This window comes from Roseateles sp., assembly GCF_965229315.1.
In the GTDB taxonomy this organism is placed as follows: Bacteria; Pseudomonadota; Gammaproteobacteria; order Burkholderiales; family Burkholderiaceae_C; genus Pelomonas.
On the sequence record NZ_CBDDJA010000002.1, the window covers coordinates 3,554,683 to 3,569,738 of the forward strand.

General features: G+C 71.4%; 15 protein-coding genes. 9 read left to right on the plus strand and 6 right to left on the minus strand.

What is annotated here, in order from left to right:
• Nucleotides 1–19: 19 nt before the first annotated feature.
• The 3 genes from ACO07H_RS21210 to ACO07H_RS21220 all read left to right on the plus strand — a co-directional run bounded on the left by ACO07H_RS21210 (nt 20) and on the right by ACO07H_RS21220 (nt 2,681).
• Nucleotides 20–631, plus strand: a complete 612-nt coding sequence (locus ACO07H_RS21210) for an ANTAR domain-containing response regulator (protein WP_422017851.1) — start codon at nt 20–22, stop codon at nt 629–631.
• Between the two features lie 408 nt (nt 632–1,039).
• Nucleotides 1,040–1,882 carry a nitrate ABC transporter permease gene (gene ntrB, locus ACO07H_RS21215; protein ID WP_422017853.1) on the plus strand — a complete coding sequence of 281 codons (843 nt, stop codon included), beginning with the start codon at nt 1,040–1,042 and terminating at the stop codon, nt 1,880–1,882.
• Between the two features lies 1 nt (nt 1,883).
• Nucleotides 1,884–2,681 (plus strand): ABC transporter ATP-binding protein, encoded by a 798-nt coding sequence (locus ACO07H_RS21220; RefSeq protein WP_422017855.1) that lies wholly within the window; start codon nt 1,884–1,886, stop codon nt 2,679–2,681.
• Nucleotides 2,682–2,780: 99 nt separating this feature from the next.
• Here ACO07H_RS21220 and ACO07H_RS21225 read toward each other — a convergent pair whose 3' ends face one another.
• The 3 genes from ACO07H_RS21225 to ACO07H_RS21235 all read right to left on the minus strand — a co-directional run bounded on the left by ACO07H_RS21225 (nt 2,781) and on the right by ACO07H_RS21235 (nt 5,662).
• Nucleotides 2,781–3,968, minus strand: coding sequence for an ATP-binding protein (locus ACO07H_RS21225; RefSeq protein WP_422017857.1), 1,188 nt, complete (start codon nt 3,966–3,968; stop codon nt 2,781–2,783).
• Entirely contained in the window at nt 3,962–4,669 is a 708-nt protein-coding gene (locus tag ACO07H_RS21230) for a response regulator (protein WP_422017859.1), read from the minus strand. Before ACO07H_RS21230 ends, ACO07H_RS21225 begins: the two co-directional genes overlap by 7 nt.
• Before the next feature lie 84 nt (nt 4,670–4,753).
• Entirely contained in the window at nt 4,754–5,662 is a 909-nt protein-coding gene (locus ACO07H_RS21235; protein WP_422017861.1) for an intradiol ring-cleavage dioxygenase, read from the minus strand.
• 250 nt (nt 5,663–5,912) lie between these two features.
• On the opposite strand from ACO07H_RS21235, the gene ACO07H_RS21240 reads away from it, so the two are divergent.
• Both ACO07H_RS21240 and ACO07H_RS21245 read left to right on the plus strand, forming a co-directional pair.
• On the plus strand, nt 5,913–6,626 hold the full coding sequence (locus tag ACO07H_RS21240; RefSeq protein ID WP_422017863.1) for a hypothetical protein: 714 nt from the start codon (nt 5,913–5,915) through the stop codon (nt 6,624–6,626).
• 140 nt (nt 6,627–6,766) lie between these two features.
• Nucleotides 6,767–7,342, plus strand: coding sequence for a hypothetical protein (locus ACO07H_RS21245; RefSeq protein ID WP_422017865.1), 576 nt, complete (start codon nt 6,767–6,769; stop codon nt 7,340–7,342).
• A 3-nt stretch (nt 7,343–7,345) separates the two neighbouring features.
• Here ACO07H_RS21245 and ACO07H_RS21250 read toward each other — a convergent pair whose 3' ends face one another.
• Nucleotides 7,346–8,896, minus strand: a complete 1,551-nt coding sequence (locus ACO07H_RS21250; RefSeq protein WP_422017867.1) for a methyl-accepting chemotaxis protein — start codon at nt 8,894–8,896, stop codon at nt 7,346–7,348.
• A gap of 102 nt (nt 8,897–8,998) precedes the next feature.
• On the opposite strand from ACO07H_RS21250, the gene ACO07H_RS21255 reads away from it, so the two are divergent.
• Nucleotides 8,999–9,763 carry a type III pantothenate kinase gene (locus ACO07H_RS21255; protein ID WP_422017869.1) on the plus strand — a complete coding sequence of 255 codons (765 nt, stop codon included), beginning with the start codon at nt 8,999–9,001 and terminating at the stop codon, nt 9,761–9,763.
• A gap of 27 nt (nt 9,764–9,790) precedes the next feature.
• On the opposite strand, the gene ACO07H_RS21260 is transcribed toward ACO07H_RS21255, so the two are convergent.
• Nucleotides 9,791–10,204, minus strand: coding sequence for a hypothetical protein (locus ACO07H_RS21260; RefSeq protein ID WP_422017871.1), 414 nt, complete (start codon nt 10,202–10,204; stop codon nt 9,791–9,793).
• A 72-nt stretch (nt 10,205–10,276) separates the two neighbouring features.
• On the opposite strand from ACO07H_RS21260, the gene ACO07H_RS21265 reads away from it, so the two are divergent.
• Complete coding sequence (locus ACO07H_RS21265; protein WP_422017873.1) at nt 10,277–11,266, plus strand: ABC transporter substrate binding protein; 990 nt, start codon at nt 10,277–10,279, stop codon at nt 11,264–11,266.
• Entirely contained in the window at nt 11,263–13,536 is a 2,274-nt protein-coding gene (locus ACO07H_RS21270; protein ID WP_422017875.1) for an ATP-binding protein, read from the plus strand. The genes ACO07H_RS21265 and ACO07H_RS21270 overlap by 4 nt, the downstream gene beginning before the upstream one ends.
• Here ACO07H_RS21270 and ACO07H_RS21275 read toward each other — a convergent pair.
• The gene (locus ACO07H_RS21275) at nt 13,488–14,303 is read right to left on the minus strand and encodes a response regulator (protein WP_422017877.1); all 816 of its coding nucleotides are present in this window, start codon (nt 14,301–14,303) and stop codon (nt 13,488–13,490) included. The genes ACO07H_RS21270 and ACO07H_RS21275 overlap by 49 nt on opposite strands.
• Nucleotides 14,304–14,404: 101 nt before the next feature.
• On the opposite strand from ACO07H_RS21275, the gene ACO07H_RS21280 reads away from it, so the two are divergent.
• On the plus strand, nt 14,405–15,049 hold the full coding sequence (locus tag ACO07H_RS21280; RefSeq protein ID WP_422017879.1) for a helix-turn-helix transcriptional regulator: 645 nt from the start codon (nt 14,405–14,407) through the stop codon (nt 15,047–15,049).
• The last annotated feature ends 7 nt before the right edge of the window (nt 15,050–15,056 follow it).

A 15,056-nucleotide genomic window follows, 5' to 3' on the forward strand; every position in this document is an offset into this window, starting at 1 on the left:
AATTGCAAAAGCGGTGGGCATGACGACGCCGCCGTTTTCCCTGCCGGGCCTGCGCGTGATGCTGGCCGACGCCGGCCAACGCCGCAGCCCCGTCATCCGCCTCGAACTGATCCGCCTGCGCTGCCAGCTGGTCGACGTGATCGACCTGGTGGCCGAGCCCGACGGCCTCACGGCGGCGCTGGAGCGGCTTGCGCCCGATCTGCTGCTGATCGACTGCGACCAGCCCAGCCCCCGGCTCCTCGCCCAGTTGACCCAGGCCGGCCCGCCGCGCGCCGTGCTGCTGGTGGCCGAGCGTGCAGAACCCGCACAGATGCGCGCCGCGCTGCAGGCCGGCGTGAGCGACCTGCACGTCGCCGGCCTGCCGCCTCAGCGCCTGGGCGCCGTGCTGCAACTGGCGCTGGCCCGCTTCGAACACGACCAGACGCTGCGGCACGACCTGCGCCTGGCGCAGACCCAGCTGGCCGAGCGCAAGCTCGTCGAGCGCGCCCGCGGCATCCTGATGCGCGAGCAGGGGCTGGACGAGGAGGCCGCCTTCCAGCGCCTGCGCCAGCTGGCCATGGACGGGGGGCAGACGCTGGCCGCGGTGGCCACGCGGCTGATCGATGCCGATCAGTTGCTGCGCCCACGCTGAGCGCGATTTCAGGGCGCTTTGCACCAAACCGCTCGCCTGCCTGTGCCGCGCGCATGCACCAGGGCGGCGCACATCGGCCTGGAAACCCGCGCCCGCAGGCGCTCGGCGGCACGCATGCCGGCTTGAACAGCAGCGCAGGGCCTGGCACGCAACCTGCATGGAATCCTGCGAGGCCGGCAACGGCGCCGGCCTCTTGTGGCGGCTGACACCCTTCGAGGCCGGCACGACAGGACAACGGCGTCCGTCCTTTATCGCGGCGTCGGCAGGCGCTGCAGCGGAGCGGCGGCTGGGCCGCGGCACCGTCTTGCATTCGTATCGTTCCAGGAGTCCGTGATGCCCGTCAGCGACCGCGCAAGCACCCCGCACAGCGCCAGGCCGCCGGCGGCCTCAAGGTAGATCGCCGACGCCATGGACTCCGCCATCTTCCACATCCCCGGGGACAGCGCCGCGCCGCCGGCTGCGGCACGACATGACGGCATCGACCGGCGCGGCCTGGCGCTGCGCGTGCTGCCGCCCGCCATCGGCCTGGCGCTGCTGATGGGCGTGTGGGCGCTGGCCACGCAAAAGGGCGGCAGCTTCCCGACGCCGGGGCAGACCTGGGACGTCGCCGCGCAGCTCTTCGCCGACCCGTTCCATCGCAACGGGCCGAACGACCAGGGCATGGGCTGGCACGTGCTGAACTCGCTGTCACGCGTGGCGCTGGGCTTCGGCCTGGCCGCGTTGGCGGGCATCCCGCTGGGCCTGCTCATCGGCCGCTCGTCGTTCGCGAACCGCATGGCCGCGCCGCTGATCGCGCTGCTCAAGCCCGTGTCACCGCTGGCCTGGCTGCCGCTGGGCCTGCTGGCGTTCGGTAGCGCCAACTCCGCCACGGTCTGGGCCATCGTCATGGGCGCCCTCTGGCCGCTGCTGGTGCACACCGCGGCGGGCGTGCAGCGCGTGCCGCAGGACTACCTGAACGTTGCCCGCGTGCTGCGGCTGAGCGAATGGACGGTCATCACCCGCGTGCTGCTACCCGCCGTGCTGCCCGACGTGCTGACGGGCATCCGCCTGTCGGTGGGCACGGCCTGGCTCGTCGTCGTCGCGGCCGAGATGCTGACCGGCGGCGCAGGCGTCGGCGCCTGGGCCTGGGACGCATGGCGGCGCCTGAACGTCGCCCACGTCATCGTCGCCATCGTCGTCATCGGCACCGTGGGGCTGCTGCTCGAAGGGATGCTGAAGCGCCTGGCACGCCACTTCACCTTCGAGGACTGACATGAAACCCTTCATCCAGGTGCAGGACGCCGAGATGGTGTTCACCACGCGCAAGGGCCGCCTGCAGGCGCTGCGCGACATCCGGCTCGACGTGCAGCGCGGCGAGTTCGTCACGCTGATCGGCCATCCGGGCTGTGGCAAGTCCACGCTGCTGAACCTCGTCGCCGGCCTGCTGATGCCCACGTCGGGCGCGCTGATCTGCGACGGCCGCGAGATCGCCACGCCGGGCCCGGAACGCGCGGTGGTGTTCCAGAACCCGTCGCTGCTGCCCTGGCTGTCCTGCCTGGACAACGTGCTGCTGGCCGTGGAGTCCGTCTTCGGCGGCCGCGAGCCGCGCGCCAGGATCAAGGTGCGCGCCCGCGCCGCGCTGGAGCTGGTGGGCCTGAGCCACGCGCTGCACAAGCGGCCGCACGAGATCACGGCCGGCATGAAGCACCGCGTCGGCCTCGCGCGGGCGCTGGCGATGGAGCCCAAGGTGCTGCTGATGGACGAGCCCTTCGGCGCGCTGGATGCGCTGACGCGGGCACACCTGCAGGACGAGCTGCTGAAGATCGTCGCGCGCACGCAGGGCACCGTCATCATGGTCACGCACGACGTGGACGAGGCCGTGCTGCTGTCCGACCGCATCGTCATGATGACCAACGGCCCCGCGGCGACCATCGGCGAAATCCTGGACGTCGGCATTCCGCGCCCCCGCGTGCGCGTGGAACTGGCCGAAGACCCGCGCTACGGGGCGGCGCGCAAGGCGGTCATCGACTTCCTGTACACGCGGCATGCGCCGGTGGAGCAGGCGGCATGACGCAGTCCCCTCAGGGACGACGATGCCTGCGCGCCGGCTTGGGGCGGGCCAGCCCTCGGCCTGCGGAGCTGGGGCCTGTGAACCTGACGGGAACAGGCCCTAGAACACCACCTCGGCCCGCAGCCCCCCTTCGGGCCGGTTGCTGAGCACCAGCACCGCCCCCTGGCGCCGCACCAGCTGCTGCGCGATGTACAGGCCCAGCCCCGTGCCGCCGGTCTCGCGGTTGCGTGAGCCTTCGACGCGGCGGAACGGCTGGTGCACGCGCGCCAGCTCGGCCTCGGGGATGCCGGGGCCGTCGTCTTCCACCACCAGCCGCGTCACACCCGCGGCGAGGTCCACGCTGACCCGCGCGTTGCCGGCATAGCGCAACGCGTTGCCGACGAGGTTGTCGACGACGCGGCGCAGCGCCATCGGGTCGGCCGTGACGACGGCGGCCGGGCCCGAGAAGCTGGCGTTGGCACCCGTCTCGGCGAGGTCGTCCACGGCGGACTGCGCCAGCGCGGACAGGTCCACCCGCTGCAGGTCGGCGGACTCGCCCGGGCGGAACACCTGGATGACGCTTTCCACGAGATGGTTCATCTCGCGCAGGTCGTCGATGCAGCGCTCGCGCACACGCGTCTCGACGTCGCCGGTCTCCAGCCGCAGCCGCATGCGCGTCAGCGGCGTGCGCAGGTCGTGCGAGATGGCCGCGATCATCAGGCCGCGCTCCTCGAACTGGCTGCTCAGCTCCGCTGCCATGCGATTGAACACGGCTGCCGCCTCGCGCACCTCCACCGTGCCTTCGTCCACTGGCAGCGCTGGCGCGGGACGGCCCTGCGCCAGCGCGGGCGTCAGGGCCTGTGCCGCGCTCACCAGCCGGCGCACCGGCCGCGCCAGCCAGCGCGAACCCCACCAGGCGGCCAGCGCGATGACGATCATCCGGACGCCGTAGTCGATGAGGCTGCCGCGCAGCGTCAGCGTGGGCGGCAGCGACGGGAAGGTGGGCAGGCGCCCGCCGCTGGCCAGCGGCCCCGGGCCCGCGGGGCCGGCCCCCGGGCCGGGGCCGGGGCCGAAACCGTTACGCGGTTGCGGAGGCGGCGCGTCGAGGTCGTCCACAACGTGCCCGTGCAGCGGCGGCGGCATGCCCGCGCCCGGCATGGGCATCGCGGGCCGGCTCATCATTGGCAGCGCGCCGCTGACGCGCGTGACGGTGAGCCAGGCCACGCCGTGGCTGAGCACCAGCGCGGCCCACATCAGCAGGAACAGGCGCAGGCCCAGGCTGTCCCACGACCTGATGCGGTTCAACATGGGCTCACCTCCGCGTCGAACAGATAGCCCTCGCCGCGCACCGTGCGGATCATGGACGGCTCGCGGGCCGTGTCGCCCAGCTTGGCGCGCAGCCGCGACACCGCCAGGTCGATGCTGCGGTCGTTGACTTCCACGCCCGGCGCGCGCGTCAGCTCGATGAGCTGGTCGCGACTGAGCACACGGCCCGGGCGCTGCACGAAGGCCGCCAGCAGCCGGAACTCGGCGCTGGACAGCGCGATGCCCACGTCCTCGGCATTGACGAGCTGGCGCGCGATGCGGTCGAAGCGCCAGCGGCCGAAGCGCAGCATGCGCATGTCCTCGGCCACGATAGCCTGGCCCTTGTTCGAGCGCCGCACCAGGGCCTGCAGCCGCGCCACCAGCTCGCGCGGCTCGAAGGGCTTGGCCAGGTAGTCGTCCGCGCCCAGCTCCAGGCCGATGACGCGGCTCATCGTGTCGCCGCGCGCGGTCAGCATCAGCACTGGCGGCGCGTCGGGCTGTGTCGCCAGCCAGCGCAGCAGCGCCAGGCCGTCTTCGCCGGGCAGCATCAGGTCCAGCACGATGGCGTCGACCCTGGCCGCCGCCAGCATCCGCCGCATCGCCCCGCCGTCGGCCGCCGCGCCGACCTGCCACCCGAAGCCTTCGAGATAGGTCGTCAGGCTGGTGCGGATCTCGGCATCGTCGTCGACGACGAGGCAGCGCATGTCAGCCCCTCGCCCGGTGGGTACGCCGGACGGTCCCACTCGGGGATGTCGATCGGCCTGGGGTCGCCGTGCGCTCCACGTGGTTCATGCCGAAATGCCTACTTTCAATCGGGCCACGTAGCCGGCACTGACCGAGCCGGTGATCGTGACCATCTGCGTGGCATAGCCGTCGCTGAAGATGCCGTCACTGCTCAGGCTGATGGCCGCATTGTTGGCCGCGCTGTTGCCATAGCCGCTGGTGGCGTAGACGGCGCTGTTGGCGTCCGCCGGGAAGCACAGCTGCGAGGTGCGCAGCTTGTTGTTCCAGTTCGTCGCCGTCGTCGTGCTGCGGTAGACCTCGAAATGGATGTGCGGCACGCGGCCGGCATAGCAGCCGGGGTAGATGGTGGTGAACGCCGCCGTGCCGTCGCTGGCTGTCGGCTGCACGCCGCGCAGGTAGTTCTCGGCCGTCACGCCGCTGGAATACATGGAGTAGCGACCCAGCGCGTCGCAATGCCACAGGTAGATGGCATAGCCCGACAGGTCGGCACAGGAGGCATTGGTGTTCACGAGCTCGATGATGACCTGAAGCGGCACGCCCGTGGCAGTGCCGCTGGCGCCGGCGATGCTGGCGCGGATGTCGCTGCGCACGATGCCGGACAGCGCCAGCGCATTGGCGACGCTGCCGTTGGCCGTGTTGGAGCCGTCGCCCGGGTAGGGGCCCTCGGTCTCGGACGGGATGACGGTGCAGCCTGACGTCGTGGTGGTGGTGCCCCCCGTGCTGCCGGTGCCCGTGGAACCGGTCGAGCCCGTCGAACCGGACGAGGTCGACGTGCTGGCGGTGTCGCCGCTGCCGCCACCGCCGCAGCCGGCCAGCACCAGCGCGCCACCACCGCCAAGCGTTGCCGCGCCGGCGCCGAGCAGCCAGCGCAGCGCGTGGCGGCGGGCCAGGGCCTGCTGCTGCAGGCGGTTCAGGTCATGGGCCAGGCCCTGGTCGTGGTCGTCGTGGTGCATCGCAGCTCCTTGGCTGTTGGCGGTTGGCTGCGGGCATTGCAGCGCGGCGATGTATCGGCGGCATCGGCAGTTTGTGTCGGGGCGGAAACACGGCGGCAGGCACCTGGAACGAACCGTGCATAAGGTCTTGGGGGCGGGTCTCGATCCCGTCCACGCAGGGTGCCGAAGGGTTCGACGCCAACCAGGCCGGCGTCGACCTGCACCCCGTGCCAGAACGCCCCGGCCTGAACTGCCGACCTCGAAAGCCCGCATGCTGTACTCGCGCCGTTTCTTCGTCACCGCCCTGGGCGCCGCCCCATTTGCCAGCAAGGGACAACCCTTGGTGGTGTGCAATTCGCCCAGTCTTGGTGCATTGAGCCAGCGCATGGGCAAGGCCTGGCTGTGCATGGCCGACGCGGAGGTGGCCGTGCCGGCGCGCCAGGTGCTGGCCGCCAGCCAGGCCGCGTTCGAGCAGCAGCTCGTGCAACTGCATCAGCGCCCGTCCAGCCCCGAGCAGGCCGGCGGCCAGCGTGCCCTGGCCCGCCGCTACGAGGACTACCAGGCGCTGCTTGCCGGCACGCCCGGCACCGAGGCGCACCGCGCGCTGCTGAGCACGGCCAACGAGATGATGACGCTGGCCCAGCTCGCCAATGCCAGCCGTGCCACGCAGCCCTGGCAGGCCCGCCTCGCGTCGCGCCAGCGCCTGCTGTCACAGCGCGTCGCGCTGCTGGCCCTGGCCAGCCCGGGCGCCGAGTCCATCAGACGCGAGCGGCAGTCCGCCATCTACGAGTTCGAGGCCGGCATGCAGGCGCTGCGCAACAACGGCGACGCCGCGCTGCGCGACGGGCTGGCGCAGGCCGATGCCGCCTGGGTGCCGCTGCGCGATGGCGCCAGCACCGGCCGGGCCATGCCGGTGTTCGTCGCCAGCGAGCGCCTGCTGGCCGTCATGGATGCCGTGACCGAGCACTGCGCCCGCCTGGGCTGAGGCCGCGCCTGCGGCCTCGACATGACCTGTGCCGACGGCAGCGGCACGCAAAACCGGACATCGCATCCTCCCCCGCCTGAGGATGGCCGCGATGCCGACAGCGGTCCACACTGGCGGCCACGCTGTCCCCGGAGTTCCGCATGAAGCTCTCCCTGCTCGCCCTCGCCTCCTTCACCGCCATGACTGGAGCTGCCCACGCACAGGTCGTGAACATCGACGCCACGCGCTACGGGTTCGCCTTCCCGACAGACCCGGCGCCCGTCGTCGGCCAGGTCATCACGCCCATCACCAACCCCGGCGGCGACGCGCTGCTGCAACTGACGCTCGGCCCGGGCACCTACGGCATCAGCAATGCCACCGGCCTGGCCGGCGCCAACCCAGCCTTCACAGGCTGGAACTTCAGCGGCGGCTGGGTGTGGAGCGTCGTCATCGCGGACGACACGACGCACCAGGTCGTCTACTACGCGGACCGCGGTGGCGTGCAAGGCAGCCAGGCCGCAATCGCGGCACAGGCCGACGTGCAGAGCTTCCACGACACCTTCACGCTGGCGCAGGCCACCACGCTGGACTTCATGATCCGCGACTACTACCTGCCGGACAACGCCGGTGGCGTGGCCGTCAACATCTCCGCGGTACCCGAAGCACCCTCGACGGCCCTGCTCGCGCTCGGCCTGCTGGTGCTGGCCCTCAGGCGGCGTTCGCGGCGTGGTGACTGAGCGTCAACTCAGCTTGAAGCTGCTGACGATGCCGGCCAGCCGCACGGCCTGTTCCTTCAGTGACTGAGCGGCTGCGGCGGATTCCTCCACCAGCGCGGCATTCTGCTGGGTCATCTGGTCCAGTTCGGTGACGGTGCCGTTGACCTGGCCGATGCCGTGGCTCTGCTCGATGGCCGCGGCGCTGATCTCGCCGATGATGTCGGTCACCCGCTGCACGGAGCCGACGATGTCGGTCATCGTCGCGCCGGCGTCGTTGACGAGGCGGGTGCCGGCCTCCACGCGTTCGACGCTGGCGCCGATCAGCGCCTTGATCTCGCGCGCGGCCTCGGCCGAGCGCTGCGCCAGCGATCGCACCTCGCCGGCCACGACGGCGAAGCCGCGACCTTGTTCGCCCGCGCGAGCCGCCTCGACGGCGGCGTTCAGCGCCAGGATGTTGGTCTGGAACGCGATGCCGTCGATGGTGCCGATGATGTCGGCGATCTTGCGGCTGGCCGTGTTGATCTCGCCCATGGTGCTGACCACGCGCGACACCACATCGCCGCCGCGGCCGGCCGTCTCGGCGGCGGCCCCGGCGAGCTGCTTGGCAGTCACGGCCGAATCGGCGCTCTGGCTGACGGTGCCGGTGAGCTGCGTCATGGCGCTGGCGGCCTGCTGCAGGTTGGACGCCGTCTGCTCGGTGCGCTGCGACAGGTCCATGTTGCCGGTGGCGACCTCGGTGGAGGCGACCTGGATGCTTTCGGCCGACTCGCGCACCTGCCCGACGATCCGCGACAGCGACTGCTGCATCGCCGCCAGCGCCTGCGTCATCTCGGCGGACTCGTCCGTGCCGCTGACCTCGGGCGCCCGCGACAGGTCGCCGTCGGCCATGCGCTCGGCAAAGCGCTGGGCCGAGGTCAGCGGGCCGATGATGGAGCGCGAGATCCGCGCCGCCAGCACGGCGCCCACGACGATGCAGACGACGAAGGTGACGATGAAGCCGAAGAACACGCTGCCGACCAGGCCGTCCACCTTGGCAAAGACCTCGTCGCCACGCTTCTTCAGGTCGCCCTCGATGTTGTTGAGCATGGTCAGCGCCGGGTCGTAGGCGGCGTCGGCGGCCTTCATGTCCTCGAAGGCCGCCTGCGCGTCGGGGTAGCTGTCGGCCACGAGCTTGTCGGCCACCGGGCGCACGGCCTGGCGGTACGCGGTGATGAGGCCGCGGAACTTCGCCAGCGCCGCACGGCTCGCGTCCTCGGTCGTCACCGCGCCGAAGTCGTCCATGGACTTGTCCAGCGCCGCCTGGGCCGCGTCCCACTCCTGGCGGGCGCGGGCCGTGCCCTCCTTGTTGAAGATGGACGCCACCAGCGTGGACGTGGCCGTCTTGCTCTGCAGCAGATGGCTGCGCGCGGCCATCGTGATGTTGGACGTGGGGATGAGCTTTTGCGTGATGCCCTGCAAGGCCTTCTGCGACACGTTCAGCCCGAAGCCGCCCACGACCACCAGCAGTGCCGTCATCGCGAGGATGATGCCGAAAGCCAGCCACAGCCGGGCCTGGATGCGCATGCGACGCAGCATGGGAGTTCTCCTGGGGGTGGCCGGCGATTGAAGCAGAAACCCGCCCCCGGGCGCGCAAAACCAACTGTTAGGCTCGCGGCATCGTTCACGCCACAGCCCCCCATGAGCTTTCTGGCCATCGACATCGGCAACACCCGGCTCAAGTGGGCCGTCTACGCGGACGGCGCCGCACCCGGCACCGCGCCGCTGCAGCAGGGTGCCGTGTTCCTGGAAAACATCGACCGCCTGGCCGACGAGGACTGGCACGGCCTGGCCCCGCCGACCCGCATCCTGGGCGCCAACGTGGCCGGCGACGCGGTGCGCCGCCGTGTCGAGGAGCAGATGGAGCACTGGGACCTGACGCCGCGCTGGGTGGTGCCCGACGTCGAGGCGGCCGGCGTCAAGAACGGCTACGACCACCCGACGCGCCTGGGCGCGGATCGCTGGGTGGCCGTCGTCGGCGCCCATGCGCATGCAAGGGCGCGCGGCTTCACGGGGCCGGTGCTGGTGGTGATGGTCGGCACGGCGGTCACGGTGGAGGCGCTGTCCAGCGACGCGCAGTTCCTCGGCGGCCTCATCCTGCCCGGCCACGGCATCATGCTGCGCGCGCTGGAAGGTGGCACGGCCGGCCTGCGCGTGCCCACCGGCGAGGTGCGCGACTTCCCGACCAACACGAGCGACGCGCTCACCACGGGCGGCACGTTCGCGATCACCGGCGCCATCGAGCGCATGGTCCGCCTGCTGACGCAGCGCGAGGGGCGTGCGCCTCTGCTGCTGATGACGGGCGGCGCGGGCTGGAAGGTCGCCCCGGCGCTGGACGCGCCGCACGAGCTGGTCGAGGGGCTGATCTTCGACGGCCTGCTGGCCATCGCGGCCAGCCGGCGCTGATCGGCACCGGCCGCGCCGGCTGCGGCGTCAGTGCTTCTTCGTGAAGAGCGCCTGCAGCGTGGCTGCGTCGATGGGTGGCAGCGATGCGTTGGAGAGCTGGCGCTCCTGCTGCGTCGACTGGATGGTCACGGTGCCGGGGGCGATGCGCTCGTCCACGTCGGCATAGAACGGCGTCTCGGGCTCGTCGCCCTCGACGGCGGTGAAGATGACCAGGTCGATGGGCACCGAGCTCAGCGCGGCGATGACCTCGCTGCTCAGCGCGTCCAGCTGCACCGTGGAGCCGGCGCCGCCAGCATTGCCCGATGGGGTCAACGTGGCCACCAGCGGCTCGCTCAGCGACGCGATGCCCTGCTCGCCGCCCAGGCGAAATTGCAGCGCAACGGTCGCGCCGACGTCCTCCGATTGCGGCGATGCCGCACCCTTGCCCTCTTCATGCGCCATGATGGCCTCCTGTTTTGATGACACGGCCGTGGAGCGGCCGCCTCTGCGCCAGGATAGGGATCGATGTCTGGGATGCGTATTGCCCGAATGGCCCATGCGTGGGTGCCGATGCTGCTGGGTCTGCTGATCGCCGTGCTCGCGCGGTCGGATGCCGCCGTTGGGCCGGCGCCCATCCACGTCGCCTATCTGGGCCGCATCTCCGCCGCCGAAGACCCGGTGTTCCAGCACTACGAGGCCCAGCTGGAGCGGCTGCCCGCCGAGCTGCGCCGGCGCGTGCACATGCACCACCTGCCTGCGCTGCTGGAGAACGAGGCGCGCATCGAAGAGGCCGTGACGGCGGCGCTGGCCCTGCGCCCCAGCCTCATCGTCGCGCCGTCGACGGCCACCGCGGCCGCGGTGCGCCAGCGCCGGTCGGACATCCCGGTCGTCTTCACCAGCTTCAGCGACCCCGTGCGCAGCGGGATCGTCACGTCCACCGGCAGTCGCAGCGAGGCCTTCGCCGGCGTCTGGATGGCGGACGACCTGGACCGCAAGCGGCTGGAAGTGCTGCGCGACGCCTACCCCGGCATCCGCACGGTGGCCGTGCTGATGGACCGTCCCTGGGCGGACAACACCGACGCCGGGACCTTGCTGCCGGGCTTCGGCCACGGCCTCGGGCTGGCCGTCACCATCCTGCTGGCCGACAAGGTGGACGAGGCGATGCGCTTGCTCGACGAGCCCGGCGCCCGCGCCTTCGACGCCTGGAGCCTGCCGCCCAGCGGCCTGGCCAACCTGCGGGGGGACGCCATCCTGCAGCGCCTGCAGCAGTGGCGCAAACCCGTCATCGTGGGCTACACGCGGGACGTGCAGCGCGGTGCACCGCTGGCGTACGTGGCGGACAACAGCTTCCGCTGGCCGGCCATGATGGACCTGACAGAGCGCGTGCTGCAGGGCGAGCGGGCCGGCGCCATCCCGGTCCAGCGGCCCTACAAGACCATCCTGGCCGTGCGACCCCTGTCCAGCGGCGGCTTTCCCGCGCCGTCGCCGCAGATCGTCCAGCGCGCGGATCTCGTCTACCGATGACGCGCCGACGCTGGCATCGAGGGGGCAGGCCGCCCTACCTGCCGCTGTCCCGGCGCTTCGCGCTGTGGATGAGCAGCCTCATCGTGGGCCTGCTGCTCGTGCTCGGTTCGACGGAAAGCTATTTCGGCTACCGGGAATCGCTGGAGCGCATCGAGCAGTTGCAGGAGGTGCTGGCCGCCAGTGCGGCACGCGAGATCGGCACCTACATGGGCGACATCCAGTCCACCGTGCGCGACGTGGCCAAGCTGCCCTGGGGCCACCCCGGCTTCGGCCCAGCCGAACGCCGCCAGGAGTTCTACCGCAAGATGCAGCTGGTGCCGGCCATCACGGACCTGCAGGCGGTCGATGCGCAAGGCCATGAGGAGCTGTTCGTGTCGCGGCTGCAGCCCGACCGCATCGACAGCGGCCTGCCGGCCGAAGAGCCGGCGCTGCTCGCCGCGCCGCGGGATGACGCCATCCGGCTGGGCCAGACCTTCTTCCGCCAGCACGGCCTGCCGGGCATCCGCATGGCCGCCTCCGACGGCCAGGGCGCGGTGATCGCGACTGTCGACCTGCGGCTGCTCGGCGACATCGTCAAACGCGCGCAGGCCAGCGACGGCATGCTGGCCTACATCGTCGATGCGCAGGGCACGCTGATCGCGCACCCGCGCGCGACGCATGTGCTGGCCCGGCTGGACCTGTCCGGCTCCGACGCCTTCCAGCAGGCGCTGCGCGGGCGGGGCCTGCAGCCGACGCTGCTGCGCGGCTTCGCCACGAGCGACCTCGCGGGCCAGCCCGTCATCGTCACGGCGGCGCAGATTCCGGGCACCGACTGGATGGTCTTCATGGAGCAGCAGCGCAGCGCAGCGCTGCAGCACGCCTGGGCCACGCTGACCCGCACGCTGGTCGTCATGGCGCTGGGCGCCGTGGCGGCGGTGATCGCCGGCATCGCGTTCGCGCGGCGCATGGCCGCCCCCATCGTGGCGCTGCGGACGGCCACGTCACGCATCGCCGCCGGCGACCTCAGCACGACGGTCAGCGCCAGCCGCAACGACGAGACCGCCGACCTGGCCAACGACTTCAACGCAATGGTGCAGCGCCTGAGCGCGCTGTACGCAAGCCTGGAGGCCAAGGTCGCCGAGCGCACGGCCGAGCTGTCGCAGCGCCAGCAGGAAGCCGAGCGCGCCAACGCCGCCAAGACGCGCTTCCTGGCCGCCGCCAGCCACGACCTGCGCCAACCCATGCACTCCATCAGCCTGCTCGTCGGCGTGCTGCGCGGCCGGCTCAACGAGTCGGCGCAGACGGAGCTGGCCGACAAGGTGCAGTCGTCCGTGACGACGATGGAGAACCTGTTCGGCAACCTGCTCGACATCTCCAAGCTCGACGCCGGTGCCGTGCACGCGCACATCGAGGACGTCGACCTCGGCTGGCTGCTGGCGCGTGCGGCGCACACCTGGGCGCCGCAGGCCCAGGAGAAGGGGCTGGCGCTGCGCGTGCGGCCCGGGCGCTGGATGGTGCGCGGCGACCCGACGCTGCTGGAGCGCATCGTCGGCAACCTGCTCGCCAACGCGATCCGCTACACGCGCCGCGGCGGTGTGCTGGTTGGCTGCCGGCGCCGCGGCAACAGCTGCGAACTGCAGGTCTGGGACACGGGGCCGGGCATCGCCGAAGAGCACCGCGAGGCGGTCTTCGAGGAGTTCTTCCGCATCGGCACGCCGGGCAGCGGCCAGGAGAAGGGCCTGGGCCTGGGCCTGTCCATCGTGCGGCGCTGCGTGCACCTGCTGGGCTGTTCGATCACCGTGCACAGCCGCGAAGGACAGGGCTCGGTGTTCAAGGTCACGATGCCGCTGGCGGCCAGCGCACTGGCCCCCTCGGCGGCCGGCGGTGCATCGGGCGAGCCGCTGCCGATGCTGGACGGCAACTTCATCGTCGTCGTGGACGACGAGGCGACCAACCGCGACGCCGTGCGCGACGCCTTGCTCGCGGCCGGCTGCCATGTGGTGACGGCCGCGAACGGCGACGAGGCCCTGGCGCAGCTGCAGGCCCACCTGCGCTCGCCCGACCTCATCCTGACCGACTTCCGGCTCGGCGACAGCGGCGACGGGCTGGACGTGATCCGCCGGCTGCGCGCCCATTACGACGAACCCATCCCAGCGCTGATCGTGACGGCCGACACCGATGCGAGCCTGCTCTCGGCGGCGGCGGCGCTGGGCGCCGGCCTGCTGCACAAGCCGGTAGGCCTTCAGCGCCTGATGGCGGCGCTCAAGGCCTCGCTCGGCAGCCTGGCCTGAGGCGGCGCACCGGCGTCGAAGCGCAAGCCCATGCGCCCGGCGGCGACGACGGCCTGGGTGCGCGTCGTGACGTTGAGCGCCCGCAGCACGGCCGACGTGTGGGCCTTCACGGTGCTCAGCGACAGGTCGAGTGCCCGGCCGATCAGCTTGGTCGACTGCCCTTGCAGCAACAGGTGCAGCACCTCGATCTGCCGCGACGTGAGGCCCAGCTCGGCAGGGTTGCGGGCCGCCGGGGCGCTGGGCGCGTCGACGCGCGCGGCAGGCACGGCGGCGGCCAGCGCGGGCACAGGCTGGCGCGCCGCCAGGAAGACGCTGGGCGGCAGATAGATGCCCTTCGCGAGGATGAGCTGCAGCGCGCCGATCATCACGGCCGACGTCGAGCTCTTCGGGATGAAGCCCATCGCGCCGGCATCCAGCGCAGCCAGCACGGTGTCCTTGTCGTCGGCCGACGACATCACGACGACGGGCATCTGCGGATGCAGCTCGCGCAGCCGCTGCACGCCCACCAGGCCGGATGCGCCCGGCAGGCCCAGGTCGATGAGCACGAGGTCGGCCGCGCCGCGCTGCTCGATCAGCGCGAAGGCCTCCTCGCAGCTGCCGGCCTCCCAGGTCTCCAACGGCTCGACGAGCGGGCGCAGCAGCAGGGCAATGCCCTCTCTGAACAAGGTGTGGTCGTCGACGAGCAGGACGTTCGTGGGTGTGCAGGCAATCCTCGGCGATGGTATCGAGTGCCGTGCGCCAGCGGCGGGCTCGTTGGCATCGGCCATTTGGTCAGGCCATGTGGCCAATGCCGAAACGGCGCCGAACCCACAAACTTGAGGACACAAGAAATCGCTGTCATCGCGACTGACTGCTCAGGGAGATTTTCATGCTGACCGCCGTCCGGACCGCAACAGCGAGCGTGCGCCCACAGCCGGGCACCTCCGCACCTGGCAACACCTGCCAGGTGCTCGGTGCCCTGCCCCAGCCCATGCTCGTGGTTCGGCCGGACCGGCGGCTGCTTTTTTTCAACCGCAGTGCCGAAGCACTGTTGCAGGATCAGCGCGCCACGGTGACCGCCGACCGGCTCATGCAGGTCGGCCAGCTCGACGCCGCCCGGCTGGAGCCACCGCTGCGCCTGGCGCGCGCCGGCTCGCCCTCCCACACCGGCCTGTGGTTCGAGCCACAGATCAGCACCGGCTGGCTGCACTGCCTGCCACTGCCTGAAGACCTCGCCGCCAGCACCGGCTGGCCCGAGGAAGCCCTACTCGTGGTGATCCACTTCGACCAGCCGGCGCTGACACAGGCGGCCCGCATCGACGCGCTGGCACGCCAGTGCCGGCTGAGTGCCACGGAACGCCATGTGCTGATGCTGCTGGGCGACGGCATGACGGTCGACGGCGCCGCCAGCCATCTCGGTTTGTGCGTCAGCACCGTGCGCAGCCACGTGCGCAACCTGCTCAGCAAGACGCAGGCACCGACGCTGATGCAACTGCTGCGCTGGACCGGCAGCGCCCGGCCGCTGCCGCACTGACGCCGCT

Coding starts and splice junctions, on each gene's coding strand:
- ACO07H_RS21260 (WP_422017871.1), bottom strand. CDS start 10,204: ATGGCGCATGAAGAGGGCAAGGGTGCGGCATCGCCGCAATCGGAGGAC.
- ACO07H_RS21240 (WP_422017863.1), top strand. CDS start 5,913: ATGCTGTACTCGCGCCGTTTCTTCGTCACCGCCCTGGGCGCCGCCCCA.
- ACO07H_RS21280 (WP_422017879.1), top strand. CDS start 14,405: ATGCTGACCGCCGTCCGGACCGCAACAGCGAGCGTGCGCCCACAGCCG.
- ACO07H_RS21275 (WP_422017877.1), bottom strand. CDS start 14,303: ATGGCCGATGCCAACGAGCCCGCCGCTGGCGCACGGCACTCGATACCA.
- ACO07H_RS21225 (WP_422017857.1), bottom strand. CDS start 3,968: ATGTTGAACCGCATCAGGTCGTGGGACAGCCTGGGCCTGCGCCTGTTC.
- ACO07H_RS21255 (WP_422017869.1), top strand. CDS start 8,999: ATGAGCTTTCTGGCCATCGACATCGGCAACACCCGGCTCAAGTGGGCC.
- ACO07H_RS21245 (WP_422017865.1), top strand. CDS start 6,767: ATGAAGCTCTCCCTGCTCGCCCTCGCCTCCTTCACCGCCATGACTGGA.
- ACO07H_RS21265 (WP_422017873.1), top strand. CDS start 10,277: ATGCGTATTGCCCGAATGGCCCATGCGTGGGTGCCGATGCTGCTGGGT.
- ACO07H_RS21230 (WP_422017859.1), bottom strand. CDS start 4,669: ATGCGCTGCCTCGTCGTCGACGACGATGCCGAGATCCGCACCAGCCTG.
- ACO07H_RS21210 (WP_422017851.1), top strand. CDS start 20: ATGACGACGCCGCCGTTTTCCCTGCCGGGCCTGCGCGTGATGCTGGCC.
- ACO07H_RS21235 (WP_422017861.1), bottom strand. CDS start 5,662: ATGCACCACGACGACCACGACCAGGGCCTGGCCCATGACCTGAACCGC.
- ntrB (WP_422017853.1), top strand. CDS start 1,040: ATGGACTCCGCCATCTTCCACATCCCCGGGGACAGCGCCGCGCCGCCG.
- ACO07H_RS21270 (WP_422017875.1), top strand. CDS start 11,263: ATGACGCGCCGACGCTGGCATCGAGGGGGCAGGCCGCCCTACCTGCCG.
- ACO07H_RS21220 (WP_422017855.1), top strand. CDS start 1,884: ATGAAACCCTTCATCCAGGTGCAGGACGCCGAGATGGTGTTCACCACG.
- ACO07H_RS21250 (WP_422017867.1), bottom strand. CDS start 8,896: ATGCTGCGTCGCATGCGCATCCAGGCCCGGCTGTGGCTGGCTTTCGGC.